Origin of the sequence: Steroidobacter sp. (genome assembly GCF_036402275.1) — a bacterium.
In the GTDB taxonomy this organism is placed as follows: domain Bacteria; phylum Pseudomonadota; class Gammaproteobacteria; order Steroidobacterales; family Steroidobacteraceae; genus Steroidobacter.
Genome location: NZ_DASWTF010000014.1, coordinates 17,297 through 35,513, shown reverse-complemented (window position 1 = coordinate 35,513; position 18,217 = coordinate 17,297). Strand labels below are relative to the sequence as shown.

Here is an 18,217-nt window from a genome sequence, read left to right as displayed (position 1 = left end):
AAGGGCAGAGAGGCCGCGGATGGCGGCGACACCTGTTTGACAGGTTCGCAAACCCGCTGCTAGATTCGCCCGCACTTCAGGGGGGCCTTCAGTGAGCACACTGCAATCCGTGCCGACGTCGCCGCGACCCACGTTGCCCGCGCAGGTGGCGCGTCACCTGCTGGATCTGATCTCCCGCGAGCGCCTGAAGCCCGGCGATACCGCGCCGAGCGAGGTTCAGATCTGCAAGCAGTTGGGTGTGAGCCGGGGCAGTGTTCGCGAGGCGTATCGCACTCTCTCGGCGCTCGGCATTCTCGAAATCGAAAGCGGCCGTCGTCCGCGATTGCAAGCGATGAGCGCGCATGTGCTCGCGCAGGTGTTTGGATATGCGCTCAACACCGCACAGGTCAACGCGACGCATGTCATCGAGACTCGACGTGCGATCGAAGTGCAGGGCGCCCAACTCGCCGCGCGTCACGCGAGCGATGCTCAAAAGCGGTGTCTGCAGGAACAGCTTCAACAGATGCGCGCAGCGTTGAACGATCACGATCACGCACGGCGCATGGCGGCGGATATCGCGATTCACACGACGCTGGCCGAGGCGAGTCTCAATCCACTCAACTCACTACTCCTGGCTGCGCTCCGTGAGCCGCTCGAACATCTGCTGCACATCAATCTGGACAGGCGTCGCAGTGATGAGGAGCTGAGGCGCATCGTCGATGCGCACGAAGCGATCGTTGACCGCGTGTGCTCGGGCGATGCGGTGGGTGCCGGGGCTGCGATGGCGATGCACTTCGATCTATCGGTCGCCGCGCTGTCGCGGGTCGAGCAAACAATGTCCGGCGGCTTAGGGAGTGTCGATGACGCAATTGGCTGATGACGTTGGCGCCTCGACGCTTCGCAAAGTCGCGTGGCGGCTGATTCCGTTTCTGGGCGTGCTGTACTTTTTCGCGTTCCTGGATCGGGTGAACGTCGGGTTCGCGGCGCTCACCATGAATGCGGATCTGGGGCTCTCGGCCGCCGTGTTCGGCTTCGGCTCGGGCATCTTCTTTGTCGGCTACATCCTGTTTGAGGTGCCGAGCAATGTCATGCTCGAGCGCTTCGGTGCGCGGATCTGGATCGCGCGCATCATGATCAGCTGGGGCATCCTGTCGGCAACGATGGCATTCGTGCAGGGGCCGACGAGTTTCTACGCCGTACGCTTCCTGCTCGGCATCGCCGAGGCCGGCTTCTTCCCCGGCATCATTTTCTATCTCACGTGCTGGTTCCCATCGCAGCATCGTGCCCGGATCATCGCGCTGTTCATGATTGCGTTGCCGATGTCGAGCGTCATCGGGGCACCGATCTCGACCTCGTTGCTGGGCATCGATGCATTGGGTTTGCAGGGCTGGCAGTGGATGTTCCTGTTGGAAGCCGTTCCCACCATCCTGTTGGGGCTGGCCGTGCTCGCGCTATTGCCGGACCGTCCATCCGATGCGAACTGGCTCAACGCTGAAGAGAAGCGCTGGCTCCAGGGAGAGTTGGCTCGCGAGCACGCCGACAACACCCAAGGTCACGCGAGCAGTTTGCGCGAGGCGCTGATGATGCCGCGCGTGTGGCGCAATGGTCTGGTGTACTTCTGCATTCTCGTCGGGCTCTACGGTTTCGGTTTCTGGCTGCCGCAGATCATCAAGTCACTGGGTGACATGACGAACGCGCAGGTCGGCCTCGTCACCATGATTCCTTACACGGCCGCGTGTATCGCGCTGGTGCTGTGGGGACGACATTCCGATGCGACGGAGGAGCGTTCCTGGCACGTCGCATTGCCTTCGCTGCTGGGCGCCGCTGCGTTGACGGTCAGCGGCTGGACCGCCTCGCCATTGATCGCATTCGTAGCGTTGTGCCTCGCCGCCGTCGGCATCTACTCCGGCCTGCCTGCATTCTGGGCATTGGCGAGCCGGGGATTGCAGGGTGCGGCGGCCGCCGGCGCAATCGCTCTCATCAATTCGCTCGGCAACTTCGGCGGCTTCCTCGGGCCCGCCGCGATCGGCATGGCGAAGACCTACACGAACAGCTTCGCAGCGAGCTTGTTATTCATCGCATCGATTCTGGCGATCGGTGCGGCCGTGGTGATCTGGGACCGCGCTCGCGAGCAACGAGCGATGACCATGGTGAGGCAGGTGTGATGCGAAAGGATGGCTCCGCGTTGCACGGAGCCATCCTGTTTCCTAGCCCTTGATGCACATCACCTGTTTCAGGGTGTGCACGACATCGACCAGGTCCGACTGGTTGGCCATGACCACATCGATGTCCTTGTAGGCCGCCGGAATCTCATCCACGACGCCGCCATCCTTGCGGCATTCGATGCCTTCGGTCTGCCTGGCCAGATCGAAGCGGTTGAAGCGACGCTTCGCTTCCGTCCGGCTCATGCGCCGACCCGCGCCGTGCGAGCAGGAGCAGAACGACTCGGGATTGCCCTTGCCGCGCACGATGTACGACTTCGCACCCATGCTGCCGGGGATGATGCCGAGCTGACCTTCCTGCGCGCTGATCGCACCCTTGCGGGTGATGAACAGCTTCTCGCCGAAGTGACGTTCCACCGCCACGTAGTTGTGATGGCAGTTGATCGCCTCCCCATCGGTCTTGAACGGCGGCAGGTGAGGGGCCAGCGCATCGAGCACCAGCTTCATCATCATGCTGCGATTCAAGAGCGCGTAGTCCTGCGCCCAGTCCACCGCCTCGACATAGTCATCGAACAGATCGGAGCCTTCGCTGAAATAGGAGAGGTCCCGATCCGGCAGATTGATCTGGTGACGACGCATGTCCTTGCGCGCAGCCTCGATGAAGTATCGGCCGAACACATTGCCGATGCCTCGCGAGCCCGAATGCAACATCACCCACACGCGCTGCTCTTCATCGAGGCACAGCTCGATGAAGTGATTGCCGCCGCCGAGCGTGCCGAGCTGGCAAACCCAGGTCCGCGCGAACTGACGCTGCATCTTCATCACGCCGGGATGCTTGCCGACGATCTTGTCGAGTCGATCGTCGAGCGTGCGACCCTGACGTGCGTGAGCGCTGCCACGTACCTTATCGGCTTCGTGCTGGTTGAAACCCACCGGTACGCGTGCCTCCACGGCGCTGCGTAGCTTGGCCAGGTTATCCGGCAAATCCTTGGCGTGCAGCCTGAGGCGAACGGCATTCATGCCGCAGCCGATGTCCACGCCAACCGCCGCCGGAATGATGGCCTGCTTGGTCGGAATGACGCTGCCCACGGTCGCGCCGATGCCATGATGAACATCAGGCATGGCGGCCACATGGCCGTGAACGATGGGCAGTTGCGCCACGTTCAGCAACTGCTGAATGGCGTCGTGCTCGATGTCGTTGGTGAAGACCTTCACCGGGACCCGAGCTTTGTTCAAAGTGATTTGTACTGGCATACCTAATAAAACCTTGTGTAGGCCAGCTTCCCCCACGAGAACCCTGCGGGAAACAAAAAGCCCCTGGCGGGTTTCCCCGCCAGGGGCTTTCGCGGAAGACATATGCTTCGCACCTGACTTGGGGAGCTGGCGTGCTCCGCAAGTCATCTTGCGGATCAACGCGCGTTGTTCATGTTCATTTCAAGATTTTGCGATGCGTGCATGTCCGTCTCCGAGGTAGACCCGGTTTGTGCCGGGGGCGCGCATGTTACTCGCCGCTCGCTGGGTGTCAACAGGATTTGTGAGCAATCTCCGCTCGCGTTTGTTTATATGTAAAAGTGACAGCGCCCAGGTTATGGCGTGGGAATCCGCTTTCACGCCTCGCGCTAGAGAAGCAAGTATGACCGGCAGCCCGCGATGGTGACCGATATATGACCGCGCCCCGACTGACATGAAAGGCCCTGCGGCGCATCGTATTCGCAAGTTTCAAGCACTCGCGAATCAGTAGGAGGAGCCATGCTGCAACTGTCGGTACGACTCGACTACGGCACCTGTGCCTTCGATGCGATGACCTCGTCCGATCCGCTTCGTCGGTGGCTCGAGGGTCGATGGGCGCTGCTGTTCTCTCATCCGGAGGATTTCGGAGGCGCGGGATTCGAAGCGGATCGCTGGCTGGTCTATGTGCGCGACGCCTTCGTGAGTCAGCGCTTGCGGCCCATCGGCATCGGCATCGGCTACGGCGACGGCGCCGACTGGATCTCACAAGCCGGCGGTCGCTTCATTCCGCGGCACGTCGCGAATGATCTTCTGCCTTCGGAGGCGCAACGAACCTCAGATCACTTCGTCACGATCCTGGACGACACGCTGCGTGCACGCCGCACGTTGCTGTACAAGCCGGGCAATGACGTTCCATGCGCCATTGACCTCGCGCACACCGCCGCGCACTTGCGGGCGCGGGCCGCATGCGGCTTTAGTTCGCCGGATTCTGCAGAGCGTCTAGCTCGCCGCGAGCCCGGGCGTCGCGACCGTAGACGTACTCGAACAGCGGCGAGGCCATGAGCGTGGTCGTGATGGCCATCAAGACGAGGATGGAGAACAGCGCAGGTCCAATCACGCCGGCCTGCAGGCCGATGTTGATGATGATCAGCTCCATGAGGCCACGAGCATTCATGAGCGCGCCGATGCCGAGCGCCGTGCCGTTGTCCTGACCGGACAGCCGCGCGGCGGCCCAGCACGCGCCGAACTTCGCGAGGACGGAGGCGGCGAGGATCACGAGCGCGACGAAGAGCAGTTCCACGTTGTTCACCATGGTGAGCTGCGTGTTGAGCCCGGAGTAGGTGAAGAACATGGGCAGGAACAGCACGACCGTGAAAGGCTCGAGCGACTTTCGGAGTTGATCGGCGAGCGCGCCTCGCGGCATGACGGTGCCGAGCAGGAAGCCACCGAACACCGCATGCAGGCCGATGAGATCCGCCACATACGCCGCCAGCATGAAGAGCATGAGGACGATCGACAGCAGCGTCGGGCTCAACCCATGGCCGAGCGCCAGATCCCGCTCAGCCATGCGACCCAGCGGCGCGAGCAGCTTGGGCGCGATCAGCAGCATGAAGCCTGCGAAAGCGATGCCGCCCACGATCGCCGTGATCGCGACGTTCGCGCCCGCACCGAAGCTTGCGAGCACCACGGCGAGCACACACCACGCGGCGGCGTCATCGATGGCGCCTGCGGACAGTGACAGCGTGCCGAGCGAGCTATGACTCAAGCCGCGCTCATGGATGATTCGGGCGAGCATCGGAAACGCGGTGATCGCAATCGCTGCGCCCATGAACAGCGTGGCATCGAAGCGTGTCGCATCGGGCGAGAACAGGCCCGGCAACGTCATGAGCCAGGGCGTGCCGACGATCGCAATCAGAAACGGTGCGGCCATGCCGGAGATCGACACGGCCGCGGCTTTGCCGAGGCTGTGCTTGAAATGATCGGTTCTGAAGCCGAGTCCCACGAGGAACATGTAGAGGCCGACGCCAAGCTGTGCGCCCACGTACAACACGCCCTTGGTTTCGGTCGGGAACACCGCCTTCTGCAGCTCCGGTAGGAACAAACCGAACAGCGAGGGGCCGAGGATGACGCCCGCGATCATCTCGCCGACCACTTGCGGCTGCTTCAAGTAGCGGCGGCCCAGCCAGCCGACCAGGCGGCAAGTGGCCAGGATAAAAAACATCTGCAGGAAAAAGGCTACGGACAGCTTGGCGAGCGACATCTCGAGCCCCATCATCGTTGTTGTCGGGCCGCCAGAGAGCCGGCGTCCGTGGACAGCGTCATCAGTGGGCCAGTTTATAAGAGACCGCTAGCAACGGTCACAATCGACGGTCGATTGATTCTCGCTATGGCGAGGCGGATTCGCCGAGCTGGCTGCTCAGGAACTGCTCATGCGTCGGCAGGTGTTCGACCATTCCCGCGATGGCGGCGCGGGCCGTGCGCAGGGTCGCTTCGATCTGCGAGTAGTCGATGTTGTCGACGCGGGGTGAGTAGGCGCGGGGCCGGATGCCCATGCCTTCGAAAATCGACTGCCAGCTCGAGGCACGGAACAGCTCATCCACGCCTTCTCGTGTCGCGCCCTGGCTCTTGAAGAGCTCGATGCGCTCCTCGAGCGACTCAGGCAGCGGGATCTGCCGGCACGCCTGCCAGAAGGGCGAATCGTCACGGTCGGTCGCGCTGTAGTGGAGCACGATGAAGTCACGGACTTCTTCGTAGTCTGCGGTCATTCGGCGGTTGTACTCGCGGATCAACGCAGGATCGCAGTCGCGCGCGGGAAAGTAACGCAGGAAGAAATCCATGCCTCGGGCGATCAGGTGAATCGCCGTCGCCTCGAGCGGCTCGATGAAGCCACCCGCCAGTCCCACCGACAGGCAGTTATGTTTCCACAGCTCGCGTCGGTGGCCGGTGCTGAAAGGAATGACCCGCGGCTCATCCAGGCAGGCGCTGCCGAGATTGCGAAGCAGGGTCGATCTTGCTTCGGCGTCACTGCAGAAGCGGCTGGAATAGACATAGCCCTGTCCCATGCGGCGCTGGAGCGGAATGCGCCACATCCATCCCGATTTCTGCGCGATGGCTTGCGTGTAGGGCAGTCGCGGTCCCTGGTTCTCGGTTCGGACGGCAATGGCGCGGTCGCAGGGCAGGTACTCCGACCAGTCGATCGATTCCACGCCGAGCGCCTTACCGATCAAGAGACCTCGGAAGCCGGTGCAGTCGATGAAGAAGTCACCACGAACCTGCCGGCCGTCCTCGAGCACCAGGTGATCGATGAAACCGTTATCCCGGCGGTGCACGTCAGTGACCCGGCCTTCGGTTCGTTGCAAGCCGCGCGCTTCGGCGTAGTCGCGCAAGTAACGGGCGACGAGCGCGGCATCCACGTGCAGCGCGTAGTTGGCGCCGCCGATGGGCGTATTTCGTGCGCGTGAGGGTGGAAAGAAACGACCGTTCTCGGCCATGACGTTGCATGGTGAGAAATCCTGGAGCGAGGAGGTGTGACCTCGCGCGCGGGCCTTGAGCCAGCATTGATAGAAATCGTAGCTTCCAATGGGCTTACCGATGCCGCCAAAGGGATGAAAGTAGGTGTCAGTGCGTCGATGCCAGCCGACGAACTGGATCCCTAACTTGTAGGTGGCATCCGTCGCGCGGATGAAGTCCTGCTCATCGATGCCGAGGCGCTGGATCAGGCCGACGAAGGGCGGCACGGTGGACTCACCGACGCCGATCGTGCCGATTTCTTCGGATTCGATCAGCTCGATCTCGCAAAGCTCGCGCTTCAAGTGATGGCACAGCATGGCAGCCGCCAGCCAGCCGGAGCTGCCTCCGCCCACCACCACGATTTTCGATAACGGCTGCATTCCTCTACCAGTCCCGGTTCTCGACCATCACGCCGGCAGATCCCGGCTCGCGGGCGCTATTGTAATTCCAATACGCGGCGCTGCTCGCCTGGATGGCCCTTCGGAGCACGTCGATGGCCTTGTGTCGGGGGTAACTCACCCGCCAGGCGAGCACCACGGTGCGCTTGGGCGCAGGGTCTGTAAAAGGTCTCGTCACCAGGATATCGGAGGAGTAGAGCGGGGCGTGGGCCGCGGCCTGGGGCAGGATGGTCACGCCTAGCCCCGAGGCGACCATGTGACGCAGGGTTTCGAAGGAGCTGCCTCTCATCGAGCCGTGTGCCGCGTCCTGTGGGCGCAGCTGTGGGAATGCCGCGAGGACCTGCTCCCGAAACAGGTGACCCTCATCGAGCAGCAGCACCTCGGCAGGATCGAGATCTTTCACATCGATGTGGGACCGGCTTGCGAGGCGATGGCGCGCCGGAAGCATGACCACGAGCGGCTCATCGAACAGCGGCTGCGTCACGATGTCCGGCTCGCTGAAGGGCGCCGTGAGCAACAGCACATCCAGATCGCCATTGCGCAGCTTGGCCGCCAATGTTTGCTGAGGGCCTTCCTCGACGAAGAGCGGCATGCCGCTCGCCATCTCTTTGAGCAAGGGAATGAACTGGGGCAGGAGGTAGGGGCCCACCGTGGGCAGCGTGCCTAGCGCCACCGGGCCATTCAGCTGATTGGCATCGCCCGAGGCGACATCCTTGATTTCCGCCGTCCGCTCGAGCACCCCACTCGCCATCGCGATGATGCGCGCACCGAGCGGGGTGATCATGACGCCTTGCTTGGCTCGCTCGAACAACGTCACGCCGAGCTCGTCTTCCAGTTTCTTGACGGCGATGCTCAAGGTCGGCTGGCTGACGTTACATCGCTCGGCGGCACGTCCGAAGTGCTGCTCCTGGCCGAGGGCGACGATGTAACGCAGTTCGGTGAGGGTCATGGCGAAGACCGGTGCACGATGCGTCGGATCATAGCAATCCGCGTCAGTGACGGCACCGATCCACGCGTTGGAGGTGCGGCGCCTTAGCGGGCGCGTGCGGTCCGTGGGGCCTTCGAGCGTCGCGTTGGATTCTTTACAGCCTGCGTCTTCTTGCCTCGCTTGCGGGCCGGGCCGCTGGCTTTGCGTTTGCCGCCGGCGGTTTTGCGTGCCTGTTTGGTGCGAACCGTGGGTCGTTCTTCCTCTCTGGCCGCATAGCCGGCTGCAATCGGATCCTGCTTGGCCTTGCGACGGTTCGCGCCTCGACGTTTGGGCGGGCGACCTTCCTTCAGGGATTTCTTGCGTCGATGTGGCATGAGAGCACTCCCATGGCGGCGGATGTGACGCATCAATTCGCGCTGAAGCATTCGGTTCCGTAAGCACATTCCATGCTCTTGAAAATCGTGCCATGCACTGCGACACTCGCGCGCATGCATAGCGCCTCGATGTCACGTTTGCGTGGATCGAAAGCAGGACAACGCTCCCGCGTCGTCCTGCTGGGGCTGGCGTTGTGTTTGTGGATGGTTGCATTTGCGACTCACATCCATTCGGGCGATGAGTTGCCCTCGAATGGGCCGTCCACGGCGTGTAGCTTTTGTTTGTCGCTGCCCGCGGGCGCCCCTGCGCCTACTCAAACCGTCGTTTCCTGGCTGGTGCTGGTCGCGGTCGACGCCGTCGTCGACGTCGACGTGCCGCGGGTCGCGTTCGATGTTCCTACCTTTTATCTGAGCCAGGGTCCTCCGGCGCTCTGATCGTCGCTGCATCTCTCGCTCGCTGCGGCTGCGTGCCGCCGAGTGAGTTTTCCTTTGCAGCGATTCCGCTTCAGCTGATCGTCCCTTGAGTTCGTCGTGACGCGCGTTGCGCTTCGCGGCGCTTCGGCTGCGCGTCGTTCGCGCGGCCGCCGGACAGAGCTTGGATTACATCGATGACGTTTGCGCCTCATCGCGCGTGTCGCGGCTGCGGGCGCTCGCGCGCTCGATTCGTTCGCTGCGCCGTCATCGATCGCGGTGGTCCGTCCTGTCCGGTCCCGAATTCGTTTTATTTTTTCGGAGACCCCCATGAAATCTCACAACACTCTGGCATGGAGTATTCGACTGGCTCTCGCGAGCTCACTCGCAGGCGCGGCTTTTGGCGTTCAAGCGCAGGATGGCGGCGAGGATCGCGTCATCGAAACGGTGCGCGTTTCGGCGAGCGCCGTGAATGAAGATCCGCAGAATCTCGCCGCGTCCTACAGCATTCTCGATGGTCAATCTTTGTTCGAGCGCTCCCAGCCGACGCTCGGCGACACGCTGAATTCGCTCCCCGGCGTCAACTCGGACACCTTCGGTGGCGGTGCGAGCCGGCCCGTCATTCGCGGCCAGACCGCGCCGCGCGTCGCCGTGCTTTCGGATAGCTCGCTGCTGCTCGATGCTTCGGATATCTCGCCCGATCATGCGGTCACGGCGGAGCCGCTGCTCATCGAGCGTATCGAAGTGCTTCGGGGGCCTGCGACGTTGCTTTATGGCAGCGGCGCCATCGGCGGCGTCGTGAACGTGCTCGACAAGAAGATTCCGGATGCGCTGCCAGAAGATCGCATCGAAGGCTCGTTCGGCCTGCGTGGTTCGAGTGCCGCGGAGGAGAAGGCGGGCGCCTTCGAGATCACGGCGCGGGCAACGGATCACCTCGTCCTGCATGCCGAGGCGATGATGCGCGATGCGGATGATTACCGCGCCCGTGGTTTGGATGAATCCCGTGTCGAGGGCACGTTCTCCGAATCCGAAAACGCGAGCCTGGGCCTGTCCTGGGTGGGCGAGCGCGGGTTCCTGGGCCTTGCGTATTCCTATCGCGACGATGGCTACGGAATTCCGGGTCATAGTCACGAGTACGAAGGCTGCCATCCCCACGGCAGCGCGCTGCATTGTGGCAGCCATGAAGACGATGGCGGGGAGGAGCATGAACACGATCATGAGCATGAGCACGAGCCCGCCCCGGAGATTTCGCTGCTCAGCAAGCGCTTCGATCTTCGCGGCGAGCTGGCCGAGCCGTTTGCGGGTGTCGAGCGAATCCGGCTGCGCGCAAGCCACACCGACTACCGTCATTACGAGCTGGAAGAGCGAGAGATCGCGACCACGTTTTTGAATGATGGCTATGAGGCTCGCGTCGAGGTTCAGCATGCCGAGATCGGGCCGCTCCGAGGCGTCATCGGCATGCAGTTCGCTGAGAATGAATTCAGCGCGCTTGGGGCGGAGGCGTTCATGCCTACGGTGGAGAGCCGCACCCTCGGCCTGTTCGCGGTCGAGCACATCGAGTTGAACGACCGCTGGCACTTCGAGCTGGGTGGGCGTCACGAATGGCAGAAGCACACTCCGATCAACGATACCCGTGGCCGGCCGGAGTTCGATGACTCCGCAACCTCGGTGTCGGCGGCCGCGATCTGGGAGTTCGTGCCTGACTACTCACTGACGCTCGCCGTCACGCGCTCGGAGCGCATGCCTCACGCCCAGGAACTGTATGCCCGGGGCATCCACCTCGCCACGAACACGTATGAGTGCGGGCTCGTTCCGCATCCCCTCACTTGCGGTGGGATCGAGAACAACGCGAGTCTGGAAACGGAGACAGCGAACAACGTGGAACTCACGCTCAAGAAGAACGTCGGTGACGTAACGTTCGCCGTCGGTGCCTTCCGCAATGACATCGACGATTACATCTACGCGCGTACCCTCGATCAGTTCGAGGACTTCCGACTGATCAAGTACACGCAGGACGATGCGGAGTTCACAGGCGTGGAAGCGGAGGCGACGTATCGAGTGAACGAGATGTTTGCTGCCACCGTCTTCGGCGACTACGTCCGCGCGGAGCTGAATGACGGCGGCAATCTGCCTCGCATTCCGGCGGCACGTTATGGCACGCGGCTCAATGCGACGGCGGAAGGGATCTCGGGAGAGCTCGAGTACTACCGCGTGAACGAGCAGGACGACATCGCCGACTTCGAAAGCGTCACGCCCGGCTACGACATGCTGAATCTCACGTTGAGCTACAGCATGGGAGAAGGCGCGGGCCCGGTGATGTATCTGCGCGGTACGAATCTGCTCGATGAGATCGTGTGGAATCACGCGTCGTACCTTGCCAACGTCGTGCCATTGCCAGGGCGCGGCGTGACGGCGGGATTGCGCGTGTCCTTCTAGGCGTGCCATGAACCTTTCGCTTTACGAGCGAATCCACGAGCTCCACGGTGCCATGCCGTGGGGCTCGGTTCTGGACGCAGGCACCGGCCCGGGTTCGATGCGGTGGCTGTTGTCTCTCGCAACCGATCGTTGGACCGCGGTAACCGGCTCGCCACGAATGGCCGATGTGGTTCGCAAGCAGGTCGGCGAGCAAATGCGATCGAACGATCGCTTGATCGTCGGCAACTGGCTCGAACCCGAGCTGCTCGCCGGCGAAACGTTCGACGTGGCGCTCGCAGACTATCTGCTCGGCGCTGTCGATGGCTTCGCGCCGTACTGGCAGGACCAGCTGCTTCCACGCCTGCGGCCACATGTCGGCGGACGGCTCTATGTGGTGGGTCTCGAGCCTTACGTCCCTCACGTTCCTAGCGATGCGGCAGGGCGTCTCGTCAACGAGATCGGCCGGCTCCGCGACGCATGTTTGTTATTGAGCAACGATCGCCCGTATCGCGAATATCCACTGCATTGGGTGCTGCGCCATCTGGAGCTCGCCAGGTTCCGCGTACTCGATGCCCAGCGCTTTCCCGTCCGCTACGGCGAGCGCTTCGTCAACAGCCAGCTCGACATGTGCGTCCAGGCCCTCGACAAGCTGCGCGATCGCTCTGTCGCGGTTGCTTTGCAATCCCACATCGCAGCGCTCCGCGACCGCGCCCTGGCGTTCGTCGCTCGTGAAGGTGGCATCCGCCACGGATCTGATTACATCGTCGTGGCCGAGCCGATTTGAGGGTCAGGCGTGCGCCGCGTCTCTCAGGAGCAGTTCGAGCCGATCGAATCCTTCCTTCGTGCCGTGGATGCGTTCTTCGACGTCGGTGAAGCCGTCGAGCAGCGCAAGTTGTTCGGTGTAGGTCATGTGAGTTCCCTTGCGGCTGGATTCGAAACTCACGGTCACGAGTGAAGCCGAAATGCGCTTATCGCCGATGAGGATGTCATAGCCGAAAATGATTCGCTGGTCGGGCACGATGTCGAAGAACACCTTTTCGACCGCAATGAGTAGCCCCTCCGGCAGCCGCACGCGATAGCGCTCATGACCACCGTGTCTGAAGTCCATGCTGAACTCGCTTTCTCTCGCATCCGTGTGGCAGTCCGACCAGCTGAGTTTCGCATCGGGATCGGACCAGGCGTTGAAAACGCGCGCCGGCGGAGCAGGGAAGTCCCGCTCGATGACGAAACTCGTGTGGGAAACGGATCGTTCGGTCATTTACCTTCTCCGGAAGGGCCTGCTCCTTTGGCCAGAAACTGTTCGAGCCGGTCGAACTGGCGATCGAGCCCGCGCTTGCGTCGTGCGACCCACGCTTCGATGGCGTCGAAGGCCTTCGGCGCAAGTGCGTACGTGCGCACTCGACCTTCCTTGCGTGAGATGACGATGCCGCCTTGTTCGAGCACGGCGAGGTGCTTGACGACGGAGGGCAGCGCGAGCTCCAGCGGCTCCGCCAGCTCGGAGACTGAAGCAGGCCCTTTCGACAGCCGATCCAACATCCCACGCCGGCTCTGATCGGCCAATGCGTGAAACATCCGATCCAGCTGCTGACCATCCTCGACGCGTTGCATGTCCGTGTTCCTTTCAATCGTGCAGGAAGCGTGACGGAATGTCGTGCTTCAGCGGAAACAACTCGAAGTAGGGCCGGGCTTCTCTCAGCACTCGTGCAACGGACGGGCGCGTCACGAGTCGCTCGAGATAGCCCGACAGATTGCGGCGAGCAGCGGGGAACGGATGCACGATGCTCGCATAGAACAGCGCCGGCGCCGCGGCGCAATCCGCCATGGTGAAGGCGCTGCCGGTCGCCCACGCTTTACCCGCAAGCTGACGTTCCAGGAGCTCATACGCCATGTCGAGCGTGCCACGGCAGCTCGAGGTGGCGAGCGCGTCGCGCTCGCTCTCGGGCCGTAAGAATTGAGCGACGATCGCCTGCATCGGCGTCATCACGTAACTATCAAACAAGCGATCCCACAACCGCACGTCGAGCGCTGCATCCCGATCGTGCGGCAACAGGGGCGAGCGCCCGGGATGATGTTGATCCAGGTACTCGATGATGACGCTGCTCTCCGGCACCGTGCGAGCGTTCCGTTCATCGACCAGCAGCGGCATTTTCCCGGTCGGCCAGAGAGCGATGAATGCAGCCCTCGATTGCGCGTCCCCGAGATCGACGTGCACCGCTTCGAATGGCGTTTGATTCTCGTACAGCGCAATCAGCACCTTGTGGCAGTAGGACGCGAGCGGATGCGAATAGAGTTTCAAAGACACGTCAGCTCCTTCGGCGGAGCCGCGCCCGCCGCAATTACTTTCCCAATTGGCAAAGTATCGCGGCGCGCGCCGACGAGTGCAAGAACAATTTCACGATTGGGAAAGTATTGCCGGCTCGGCGAGCGTTCAGCAGGTCGGTGGCCGACATCCGCCCACTTGTGGTTTCGCGACCCCTTGAGCCTCGGCGTTGCGAATGCGATCGCGAAGCTGTGTGGTGGTCAGGCACACGGTCTTGGCGATCCGGGTGCCGAGTGTCTTCTCTTTCCGGCAGTACAGCGTCTCGCCGTCCTTTTCGCTCTTCTGATACTGCTTGGCCACCCGCTCGAATTCCACCGTCTCCCGTCGCTCTTTGTCAGCTTCGTCAGTTGCAGGCGGGGGCGTGGCTTCCGAGGCTGGGTCATCTTCGGCTTGAGCTTGCATGACGAAACCGGACGCCAGCACACAGCTCAACAACAGATTCCGTACGCAGATCCTGAAACCCATCAGATCGATCCTTTATCCATGAGAATTGTTTTTTCCGGTGCGACAGCCGATCACCGGCTCGCCCGGACCCGCCGAGCCACTATATACAGTAAGTGCCGGAAATGCGGTGACCCACTTGACCTATTTATCTTGACCCGTGGACGCGAGTCTCCCGGCGCAACGATTGAAAGCACGAGGCCCTGGCAGTATCGTTTCAACGGAAACGCACAAGGAGCGCGCCGATGCTGAACGTTTCACGGCTCAAGGGCTGCAAGCGGATTGCATGCATATTCCTGGTTTGTTTGCTCCCCGCCGGCAGCGCCGGGGTCTTCGCCCAAACCTCGAAAAGCACCGTGACGGCCACGCCCTTGCTCACCAAAGAGCTCATCGGTGTTCCCGGCAAGGAGGCGGTCATGTTGAGTGTGGAGTATCTGCCGGGCGGTGAGTCGATGCCGCATCGTCACGACGCTCAGGTGTTCCTCTATGTGGTCGAGGGCTCGATCGTCACGCAAGTGGAAGGCCAGGCGCCTGTGACGCTCACGGCAGGGCAGACGTTCTACGAGGCTCCAGGCGACATCCACAAAACCGCCCGGAACGCCAGCAAGACCGAACCGGCGAAGCTCGTCGTGTTCTTCGTCAAGGACGTTGGCAAACCGATCTCGCGGCCCGTCGCCGCCAATTGATGATCGACCTCGCGGCTTTCAAGGAATAAACATGCGTCAATGGTTGCTGAGTCTTGTTGCTTTGGCGGCACTCTCCTGCGGTCAAACGTTCAACGCGTACGCCGCGACTGCCGAAGACCACGCCCAAGCCGCGAGTCGCGGCCTGGTTGGAACGCCTGCGCCACGGCTGACGCTGAAGACTGTGGACGGTCAGCGCATCGTTTTGAGCGAGCTGTACGGCAGGAAGGCCGTCTACCTGAAGTTTTGGGCGACCTGGTGCGTCCCGTGCATCAAACAAATGCCGCACTTCGAGCAGACGTATCAGAAAGCGGGCCCGGAGCTGGCCGTCATCGCCATCAACGCAGGCTTCAACGACACGCTCGTCGATGTACAGGAGTTCCGCAAGAAGCACGGTATCACCATGCCCATGGTGATCGACGACGGTCAGTTGGGTGAGGCATTCAACCTGCGCGTCACTCCCCAGCACGTCATCATTGGTCGCGATGGGCGCATCCAGTACGTCGGTCACTTCGCCGACGAGCGACTGGAAGCGGCGCTCGTCGCCGCACGAACGGCCGCACCGATCTCCGTCTCAACAGCTGTAGTCAAGAAGAATGAGGCGGCCCAGTACAAGATAGGCGACAGCGTCGCGAATCTCTCCGCCATCACCGTCGACGGGGCCACATTCAAAGTGCTGGAGCCTGCGACGAAGCGTCCGACCGTGCTGGTGTTCTTATCGCCCTGGTGCGAGTCGTACTTGTCCACCAGCCGCCCGGGCCTCTCCGCAAGTTGCCGCTCCGTACGCGAGCACGTCGAGCAGCAGGCGAAGGGCAGTAGCGCCCGCTGGCTCGGCGTCGCCTCCGGCATCTGGGCCTCGAAGGACGATGTGCGTGACTACCGCAAGCAGTACAACGTCGGCATCCCCATCACGCTCGATGAGTCCGGCGAATTGTTCCGTTCCTTTCGGGTGATGAACGTGCCGACGCTCGTGATCATTGACGACCAGGGCCGCGTCGCTCGCAGAATTGAAGGCAGCGACGCGCAGGGCCTGGCGGAATTGAAGGCGGGGCTATCAATGTAAGTTTCGATGAACCCAAACGACACTAAATGCCGAGTGCTCACGCCCCTGCAACACGTGACAGGAAATTACGTGTAAGACGCAGGGGCTGCCGGGATCGATAACACCAGCGTCTGGTTCCGTTACCGTAGCGCTTCTCTTTGAAGAAATTGCTCCGGCCATCAAAACCAGAATGACGGATCCCGCATCGATGAAGCATTTCAGCTATTTAGGGATGGACTGGCAACTGGCGGACGCATTACAGGCGATCCTGCCTGCGTGGACCACCTCACCGGCTCGCGCTTGCGATGAAGCACTCATCGACTCCCTGTGCATATCGGATGAGCACGACGCTGTAGCGGCGCACGTGCCCGAGAGCAGCATCCTCTATGTCGGACGGTTTGAAAGCGGCTCGGACCACGCCGGTCGTGCGCCACTCACCAAACTGCACCAGCGCGCCGCGGTGCTGAGTCGTCCGCTGCCCGGATGCGTGGTCCTCTCGGCGTGGGTTCGCGATGCGGCTGGTGAGCTCAAGCGCTACCAGCGATCGTGTTCCGGCGTTCTGCTGTCGGGTCTTCGAGCGGCGGCCTCTCGCGACGGGATTCATTGGAGTCATCTGTTCCGGCCCGATGGTTTCGACAAGCCACTGGCTCGTATCCATTCCTCCTCGGTCATGGTGGGCAAGGTCGAACGGCTCGCCTATGACATCGCCGAGGCGGCGGGCGATCTGCTCGCCAACCACGTCTATGAGCTGCACCTGACCGTCGAATGTGCCAGCGCGGCGGAATTCGAGCGCTTCCGTCGCGCCTGCGCGGAGCTCGGCATCAAGTGCATCCAGATCATCCTGCCGGACGGAGATGTCCAGCGACAAACGATCACCGGTTCCTTCCACCGCGGCAAGTTCGCGCGCGTTGTGGAGCAAGCCCATGCGACTGCCTCCGCGCTGCGCGATCGAGGATTTGCGACCAAGCGGGTGAAGCTGGAAGCGATGATCAACAACCCGATCGTGCCGAACTCGCCGGCCGAAGCGCAGCGCATGCTCGACAGCCAGTATTTCGAGTGTCACGTGAAGGTTGCAGTGCCTCCGTCCGGGCCGAGCCGCGAACTCATGGCATTGTGTGATCGCCATGACGGGCATCTCTCGCGCAATCCTTCCAACGTGCTCGCCGACGGCAACTACTGTGTGTTCATCACTCAGCGTTTTTTCAAGACCACGCGCGACAGCGCGTTGGCGTGCTTCGGCCGCATGCTGGCCGATCTGAAGGCGAGTGGGTATTCCATCTCCAACGTCATGCAGGAATACGCGGTCCTCGACACCAACATCGCTCTCGATGAGCAATGGATTCCTCACGGACTGGTCGACGAATTGCTGGAGACGCACGAATGAGCCGTAACGTGATAGCGCAGCCCATTCCAGAAGTTTCGAGCTATGCGCCGAACGGCGCCCGGCGGCGCCTTCTTGGCGCCATCGCTCTGCTCAGCGCTGGCGCCGTCGGCGGCTTTGCCACTGGCTGCAGACAGAGCAGCGGAAGCGCACAGCAGCCAGTCGCCACATCGGCACTCAGTGCGATTCGTCAGCGGCGGCGGATTCGTGCTGGTTTCTCTGGCTTCAAGCCATACACCATCGCCAATCCCGCCGATGCCGCGAAGCCGGGTGGCTTCGTCGTCGACGTACTGGGGCAGATTGCAGCCCGAATGGATCCGCCGCTCGCGATCGAATGGACGCCAGTGACGTTTGAATCGCTGCGGGCCGACATGGATACGGGCCGCGTGGACATCTTCGCCGACGCCGTCTATCAAACCATTCCCCGCGCCGCCGACTTTTTGTTCACGCGGCCGTTTGGGTACTTCGGCATCGGCGTGGGCATCGTGAGGCGGAGCGATACCCGGTTTACCACCGTGGCCGATCTGGATCGCGAAGACGTCACGATCGCATTGGCGCAGGGCTGGACGTCAACTGAATATGCGCAGCGTGTATTCACGCGCGCCAAACTCGACATCGTTCCAGTGGGCGATGACGGCACGGTCCCGCTACAGAAAGTGCTCGCGGGACGCGCGGACGCAGCTTTGCAGGACGTACCGACAGTCGCGCAGTTTGTGGAGGCCAACAGCAATGCGCTCAAGGCCCTCAACCTGGACAATCCTCCAGCTCGCGTCGCTGCAGGCTTCCTGCTTCCCAGCACTGCATCCGACGTGCGCGATTTCCTCGATGTCGCCATCGAAGTTCTCCGGACCGACGGCACGCTCGCGCGCATCGCCACGAAGTGGCGGCTGTTCAACGAATTTCCGCAGCGGGAATTTGCTCCTTCGCCCGGACAATGACGATC

19 protein-coding genes are annotated in these 18,217 nt (G+C 62.2%); 10 read left to right on the top strand and 9 right to left on the bottom strand.

Annotation, left to right across the window (positions count from 1 at the left end):
• The first annotated feature begins 91 nt into the window (after positions 1–91).
• Together VGD45_RS07170 and VGD45_RS07165 are read left to right on the top strand one after the other, a co-directional pair.
• Positions 92–856 (top strand): FadR/GntR family transcriptional regulator, encoded by a 765-nt coding sequence (locus VGD45_RS07170; RefSeq protein WP_331154595.1) that lies wholly within the window; start codon positions 92–94, stop codon positions 854–856.
• Positions 840–2,144, top strand: a complete 1,305-nt coding sequence (locus tag VGD45_RS07165; RefSeq protein WP_331154594.1) for an MFS transporter — start codon at positions 840–842, stop codon at positions 2,142–2,144. The genes VGD45_RS07170 and VGD45_RS07165 overlap by 17 nt, the downstream gene beginning before the upstream one ends.
• 42 nt (positions 2,145–2,186) lie before the next feature.
• Here the strand turns inward: VGD45_RS07165 and VGD45_RS07160 are convergent, their stop codons facing one another.
• Positions 2,187–3,395: an RtcB family protein gene (locus VGD45_RS07160; RefSeq protein WP_331154593.1), complete on the bottom strand. Its 1,209-nt coding sequence runs from the start codon at positions 3,393–3,395 to the stop codon at positions 2,187–2,189.
• A gap of 495 nt (positions 3,396–3,890) precedes the next feature.
• On the opposite strand from VGD45_RS07160, the gene VGD45_RS07155 reads away from it, so the two are divergent.
• Positions 3,891–4,433 carry a hypothetical protein gene (locus tag VGD45_RS07155; protein WP_331154592.1) on the top strand — a complete coding sequence of 181 codons (543 nt, stop codon included), beginning with the start codon at positions 3,891–3,893 and terminating at the stop codon, positions 4,431–4,433.
• Here the strand turns inward: VGD45_RS07155 and VGD45_RS07150 are convergent.
• The 4 genes from VGD45_RS07150 to VGD45_RS07135 form a co-directional block, all read right to left on the bottom strand.
• Positions 4,345–5,631, bottom strand: a complete 1,287-nt coding sequence (locus tag VGD45_RS07150; RefSeq protein WP_331154591.1) for a cation:proton antiporter — start codon at positions 5,629–5,631, stop codon at positions 4,345–4,347. The two genes, VGD45_RS07155 and VGD45_RS07150, sit on opposite strands and share 89 nt — an antisense overlap.
• Before the next feature lie 124 nt (positions 5,632–5,755).
• Complete coding sequence (locus VGD45_RS07145; RefSeq protein WP_331154590.1) at positions 5,756–7,261, bottom strand: tryptophan halogenase family protein; 1,506 nt, start codon at positions 7,259–7,261, stop codon at positions 5,756–5,758.
• A 4-nt stretch (positions 7,262–7,265) separates the two neighbouring features.
• Positions 7,266–8,228 carry a hydrogen peroxide-inducible genes activator gene (locus tag VGD45_RS07140; RefSeq protein WP_331154589.1) on the bottom strand — a complete coding sequence of 321 codons (963 nt, stop codon included), beginning with the start codon at positions 8,226–8,228 and terminating at the stop codon, positions 7,266–7,268.
• 83 nt (positions 8,229–8,311) lie between these two features.
• The gene (locus VGD45_RS07135) at positions 8,312–8,581 is read right to left on the bottom strand and encodes a hypothetical protein (protein ID WP_331154588.1); all 270 of its coding nucleotides are present in this window, start codon (positions 8,579–8,581) and stop codon (positions 8,312–8,314) included.
• A 129-nt stretch (positions 8,582–8,710) separates the two neighbouring features.
• Here VGD45_RS07135 and VGD45_RS07130 point away from each other — a divergent pair, with 129 nt between their 5' ends.
• The 3 genes from VGD45_RS07130 (at position 8,711) to VGD45_RS07120 (ending at position 12,191) form a co-directional block, all read left to right on the top strand.
• Entirely contained in the window at positions 8,711–9,016 is a 306-nt protein-coding gene (locus tag VGD45_RS07130) for a hypothetical protein (RefSeq protein WP_331154587.1), read from the top strand.
• Between the two features lie 306 nt (positions 9,017–9,322).
• Positions 9,323–11,428: a TonB-dependent receptor domain-containing protein gene (locus VGD45_RS07125; protein WP_331154586.1), complete on the top strand. Its 2,106-nt coding sequence runs from the start codon at positions 9,323–9,325 to the stop codon at positions 11,426–11,428.
• A 7-nt stretch (positions 11,429–11,435) separates the two neighbouring features.
• Complete coding sequence (locus tag VGD45_RS07120) at positions 11,436–12,191, top strand: class I SAM-dependent methyltransferase (protein ID WP_331154585.1); 756 nt, start codon at positions 11,436–11,438, stop codon at positions 12,189–12,191.
• 3 nt (positions 12,192–12,194) lie between these two features.
• On the opposite strand, the gene VGD45_RS07115 is transcribed toward VGD45_RS07120, so the two are convergent.
• From VGD45_RS07115 to VGD45_RS07100, 4 genes are all read right to left on the bottom strand, one after another.
• Positions 12,195–12,665, bottom strand: coding sequence for an SRPBCC family protein (locus tag VGD45_RS07115; RefSeq protein WP_331154584.1), 471 nt, complete (start codon positions 12,663–12,665; stop codon positions 12,195–12,197).
• Entirely contained in the window at positions 12,662–13,015 is a 354-nt protein-coding gene (locus tag VGD45_RS07110; RefSeq protein ID WP_331154583.1) for a metalloregulator ArsR/SmtB family transcription factor, read from the bottom strand. The genes VGD45_RS07115 and VGD45_RS07110 overlap by 4 nt, the downstream gene beginning before the upstream one ends.
• Before the next feature lie 13 nt (positions 13,016–13,028).
• Positions 13,029–13,709 (bottom strand): glutathione S-transferase family protein, encoded by a 681-nt coding sequence (locus tag VGD45_RS07105; protein WP_331154582.1) that lies wholly within the window; start codon positions 13,707–13,709, stop codon positions 13,029–13,031.
• Positions 13,710–13,835: 126 nt separating this feature from the next.
• The gene (locus VGD45_RS07100; protein ID WP_331154581.1) at positions 13,836–14,192 is read right to left on the bottom strand and encodes a hypothetical protein; all 357 of its coding nucleotides are present in this window, start codon (positions 14,190–14,192) and stop codon (positions 13,836–13,838) included.
• Between the two features lie 221 nt (positions 14,193–14,413).
• Between VGD45_RS07100 and VGD45_RS07095 the strand changes: the two genes are divergently transcribed.
• The 4 genes from VGD45_RS07095 (at position 14,414) to VGD45_RS07080 (ending at position 18,212) form a co-directional block, all read left to right on the top strand.
• Positions 14,414–14,854 carry a cupin domain-containing protein gene (locus VGD45_RS07095; RefSeq protein ID WP_331154580.1) on the top strand — a complete coding sequence of 147 codons (441 nt, stop codon included), beginning with the start codon at positions 14,414–14,416 and terminating at the stop codon, positions 14,852–14,854.
• 31 nt (positions 14,855–14,885) lie between these two features.
• Positions 14,886–15,914 (top strand): TlpA disulfide reductase family protein, encoded by a 1,029-nt coding sequence (locus VGD45_RS07090; RefSeq protein WP_331154579.1) that lies wholly within the window; start codon positions 14,886–14,888, stop codon positions 15,912–15,914.
• Positions 15,915–16,101: 187 nt separating this feature from the next.
• The gene (locus tag VGD45_RS07085) at positions 16,102–17,277 is read left to right on the top strand and encodes a hypothetical protein (RefSeq protein WP_331154578.1); all 1,176 of its coding nucleotides are present in this window, start codon (positions 16,102–16,104) and stop codon (positions 17,275–17,277) included.
• Positions 17,274–18,212, top strand: a complete 939-nt coding sequence (locus VGD45_RS07080) for a substrate-binding periplasmic protein (RefSeq protein WP_331154577.1) — start codon at positions 17,274–17,276, stop codon at positions 18,210–18,212. The genes VGD45_RS07085 and VGD45_RS07080 overlap by 4 nt, the downstream gene beginning before the upstream one ends.
• The last annotated feature ends 5 nt before the right edge of the window (positions 18,213–18,217 follow it).

Bases quoted from the DNA above. Each gene is read 5' to 3' on its own strand.
- VGD45_RS07150 (WP_331154591.1), bottom strand. From the start codon at position 5,631: ATGTCGCTCGCCAAGCTGTCCGTAGCCTTTTTCCTGCAGATGTTTTTT.
- VGD45_RS07135 (WP_331154588.1), bottom strand. From the start codon at position 8,581: ATGCCACATCGACGCAAGAAATCCCTGAAGGAAGGTCGCCCGCCCAAA.
- VGD45_RS07160 (WP_331154593.1), bottom strand. From the start codon at position 3,395: ATGCCAGTACAAATCACTTTGAACAAAGCTCGGGTCCCGGTGAAGGTC.
- VGD45_RS07115 (WP_331154584.1), bottom strand. From the start codon at position 12,665: ATGACCGAACGATCCGTTTCCCACACGAGTTTCGTCATCGAGCGGGAC.
- VGD45_RS07155 (WP_331154592.1), top strand. From the start codon at position 3,891: ATGCTGCAACTGTCGGTACGACTCGACTACGGCACCTGTGCCTTCGAT.
- VGD45_RS07120 (WP_331154585.1), top strand. From the start codon at position 11,436: ATGAACCTTTCGCTTTACGAGCGAATCCACGAGCTCCACGGTGCCATG.
- VGD45_RS07145 (WP_331154590.1), bottom strand. From the start codon at position 7,261: ATGCAGCCGTTATCGAAAATCGTGGTGGTGGGCGGAGGCAGCTCCGGC.
- VGD45_RS07125 (WP_331154586.1), top strand. From the start codon at position 9,323: ATGAAATCTCACAACACTCTGGCATGGAGTATTCGACTGGCTCTCGCG.
- VGD45_RS07110 (WP_331154583.1), bottom strand. From the start codon at position 13,015: ATGCAACGCGTCGAGGATGGTCAGCAGCTGGATCGGATGTTTCACGCA.
- VGD45_RS07090 (WP_331154579.1), top strand. From the start codon at position 14,886: ATGCGTCAATGGTTGCTGAGTCTTGTTGCTTTGGCGGCACTCTCCTGC.
- VGD45_RS07095 (WP_331154580.1), top strand. From the start codon at position 14,414: ATGCTGAACGTTTCACGGCTCAAGGGCTGCAAGCGGATTGCATGCATA.
- VGD45_RS07130 (WP_331154587.1), top strand. From the start codon at position 8,711: ATGTCACGTTTGCGTGGATCGAAAGCAGGACAACGCTCCCGCGTCGTC.
- VGD45_RS07165 (WP_331154594.1), top strand. From the start codon at position 840: ATGACGCAATTGGCTGATGACGTTGGCGCCTCGACGCTTCGCAAAGTC.
- VGD45_RS07140 (WP_331154589.1), bottom strand. From the start codon at position 8,228: ATGACCCTCACCGAACTGCGTTACATCGTCGCCCTCGGCCAGGAGCAG.
- VGD45_RS07100 (WP_331154581.1), bottom strand. From the start codon at position 14,192: ATGGGTTTCAGGATCTGCGTACGGAATCTGTTGTTGAGCTGTGTGCTG.
- VGD45_RS07080 (WP_331154577.1), top strand. From the start codon at position 17,274: ATGAGCCGTAACGTGATAGCGCAGCCCATTCCAGAAGTTTCGAGCTAT.
- VGD45_RS07085 (WP_331154578.1), top strand. From the start codon at position 16,102: ATGAAGCATTTCAGCTATTTAGGGATGGACTGGCAACTGGCGGACGCA.